The organism is uncultured Gemella sp., from assembly GCF_963537375.1.
Taxonomy (GTDB): domain Bacteria; phylum Bacillota; class Bacilli; order Staphylococcales; family Gemellaceae; genus Gemella.
Genome location: NZ_CAUTDQ010000077.1, coordinates 1 through 3,027, shown reverse-complemented (window position 1 = coordinate 3,027; position 3,027 = coordinate 1). Strand labels below are relative to the sequence as shown.

Here is a 3,027-nt window from a genome sequence, read left to right as displayed (position 1 = left end):
CCATCTATGATCTCAGTCCTGTACTAAAAAATAAATACATCGCCTATAAAGGTGATGTATTCGAGTTGAAAGACTCACAAAAACGTGCGCTCTTGCGCGAGCTAGATAATCTATTTACTAAATTTGAGAAATCAAAAGTAGAAGATAAAAGTAGCAAGCCAAAGACGTACAAACATGGGAACCCACATATCAATCGGGCTGGACTAGCTAGCAGTGCTGGTAGCTTAGTGGCAAGACGGAATATAAAGTAGTGCTATACTACATTGTAGACCGAGTGGGACATGTTTATTTGAACAATTTAATTAACTTAATTATAAAAAGTACCATCTATTTGGGGAGCTAAACGACACATAAGTCGTCCCTAGATAGATGGTGCTTTTTTTTGCCGTATATAACAAAATATTCTTTGGTGGTATACGCTAGTTTAACATATAATTGAATTATAGAAGGGGAATAAATATTTATTAATTAGATATGATATTTGATATTATTAAAAGATGTTGGTGTTTTGTATGAAGCTATTTGATTATATAGCTTAGGTAGTTTGGTATGAAAAAAATTTGTTCTTTAATACTGATTGTTATAGCAATTATTAGTACCACTATTTATCAGTATTATTATCACGATGGTTCTCCTAATAATATAGTTATTCTGGATGAGTCCCATGAATTAGTAGATACATCAATTAAAGAAACCGTCTCTAGTCGTATTTTAGCCGTATATCTTGATGAGCCTTACTATTATTATTTAGGCTATGATGGAATCGGTCGATATGATATTAGAAATCACATGTTAGATGTTCTAGAATTTGAAATTTACGGTGATGAGACTGGCAAGCATAAAATTAATTATTCAAGATCTAAGATGATTGTTAATAAGAAATCTAAGTTAGAAGCTTTTTCAAAAGAGACTTTAGATAACTTTGAAAAAATGCTGATGAACTCAGAACGTGGTGCTAAATATTATAATAAACGATGGTATCATTCAGGCTATGAAGCCACATTTCTCGACTTAGATAAGCATCTAATTATTACAAATGACGTAAGAGGAATAAAAGAGACTCCTACTAAAATCTTAATATTTAATGTTAGTGGTTTTATTATCATTGATAAAGAAACAAATAATATACAAGTATATTTTGATGAAAGTATTGCTGGTAAAAAGGTTAGAGACTCTTTAATTACTATGTTGAAATATAACTATGGCGATTATCTAACCATATTAAATAGTCTTGATGAAATTGGGAAAGACGAACGGACCATCTTGTTACAATTAAGAGATAATTATGTTAATAAAAAGTAGTAATATATTATATTTATATTCATAATATTGTGTAGTAAAAATTGAGAGTACTTTAACGAGTTGATTTGATGGAGTTGTTAGTTTTGAAAAAGATAGGAATGTAAATATTCTATTTAGTATGTATTATCTTAATTATAAGGAGATTTAGTAGATCGATGGAGTTCTTTGATTCTTTTTTGAATTTATATGATACAAATTATGAGGTTAAAGGTACAATTCAGGCTATAGGATTTTTAATTGCATTTATTTGTATTCCTGAGTTGATTGGTAATCATGATAGTATAGAATCTTTTACTTCAGCTAAGCCTATAGTGAGATGTGTAGTAAGGATTATTTTGAGTATCTTCTTATTTTTTGCAATATTTACTTTGTTGGGTTTGCTGATGGATAATGGACTATTATAATTCACTAAGTAAAACGGGTTAATGATGAACGTATAGATTTTAAGCTAGAATAAATTAGTGGATAGAGGTATAAATATGATCTATTTTAAAAGTAAAAAAAGCTTAGATACATTTTTAATGGTCTTTATATTGGGTGCTGTTAAGGCATATAGACGAAATTATATTGACTTGACCATTTTAGAATATTACATATTTAGTATGTTAATTCGATTAATGTGTAGAAAAGCACATCTGTCCGATAAATTGTTAAATATTATTGGAGATGGGATGAGTTTAGAGGATGTTGATGAGTGGATGGCTCGTAGGATTCCTATACCAGCATTAAATGATACGTTAGATGATATTGAATGCAGTAGTTGGATTGCTTTAATAGAACGGGAGTTAGAGGGTAATACTTTATCTGAAGCGTTAAAGATTTCTACACATGATGAAAAGAAGTTCGGTATCTATTTCTTTACCGATTATGTAGAGGAGATATTTTGGGCGTTGTTTTTGTTAGGATTGTATGAAGTCTTACAAAAACCTGAATTCATTTCTGAATCAATCTTAAGTTGTATTAAACAGACCTATTTGTCTGAAATATATACGTGTGAACGTATTCAGAATGAAGATCTTCAAGCATGTATTTCCAATTTACAGGAGATAGCGGATACTAATATATCCGGGCAATTAAGTAAAGATTTAATTACTATGAAAGCAAAATTAGCATCATTACAGATATTATTACCATTTTATGATGTGAGTTTTGACAAGTTAGAAACAGGCATTGATTTAAAAGCCACTAAAGGGATGTTTTGGCAGATCAAAGTTTCAGGGAAGTTTATAGACTTGGGATTATAGATTCTAGAAGATTTTTAAGTTGTATATATACTTATGATTATTATTTAAGAAAACTAAGCTAGAAGACTTTTCAAAAGAGGCTTTATATAACGTTAGAAAAATGCTAATGAACTCAGACCATGGTGCTAAATACTAACAATAATCGCTGGTATTATTTAGGTTATGAACTAACATTTCTTGATTTAGATAAACATCGAATCATTACTAATGATGATGTAAGAGGGATAGAAGATTTTTCGACGAAATTCCTAATAATTAATGTGAGGATATATGGATAGATATATTAAGAAAATAAGAGATATACTTATTGATTGTATGCCAATACATTGGTATAAGTGTTATTTGTTTTTTGAATGTACAGAATCAGGCATGAGTTCAGCCTGTTACAATGTTAAGACCCCTTCCGGTTCTATTATTACTGATGGTGATTTGCTATATAATTGTAATGATGAAAAAGTAAAATCTATAAAAGCTGGGACTA

5 protein-coding genes are annotated in these 3,027 nt (G+C 29.7%); all 5 read left to right on the top strand.

Annotation, left to right across the window (positions count from 1 at the left end):
- A partial coding sequence (locus RYK99_RS08835; RefSeq protein WP_314991860.1) for a hypothetical protein occupies positions 1 to 251 on the top strand: 251 nt, incomplete at its 5' end.
- A 298-nt stretch (positions 252 to 549) separates the two neighbouring features.
- Positions 550 to 1,302, top strand: coding sequence for a hypothetical protein (locus RYK99_RS08830; protein WP_012864734.1), 753 nt, complete (start codon positions 550 to 552; stop codon positions 1,300 to 1,302).
- Between the two features lie 155 nt (positions 1,303 to 1,457).
- Entirely contained in the window at positions 1,458 to 1,706 is a 249-nt protein-coding gene (locus RYK99_RS08825) for a hypothetical protein (RefSeq protein WP_012864733.1), read from the top strand.
- A 57-nt stretch (positions 1,707 to 1,763) separates the two neighbouring features.
- Entirely contained in the window at positions 1,764 to 2,546 is a 783-nt protein-coding gene (locus tag RYK99_RS08820) for a hypothetical protein (protein WP_314991859.1), read from the top strand.
- Between the two features lie 270 nt (positions 2,547 to 2,816).
- On the top strand, positions 2,817 to 3,027 hold a 211-nt coding region (locus tag RYK99_RS08815; RefSeq protein WP_314991858.1), incomplete at its 3' end, for a hypothetical protein.

What these genes read in the sequence shown, in the direction of transcription:
- RYK99_RS08830 (WP_012864734.1), top strand. Translation starts at nt 550, where the DNA reads ATGAAAAAAATTTGTTCTTTAATACTGATTGTTATAGCAATTATTAGT.
- RYK99_RS08825 (WP_012864733.1), top strand. Translation starts at nt 1,458, where the DNA reads ATGGAGTTCTTTGATTCTTTTTTGAATTTATATGATACAAATTATGAG.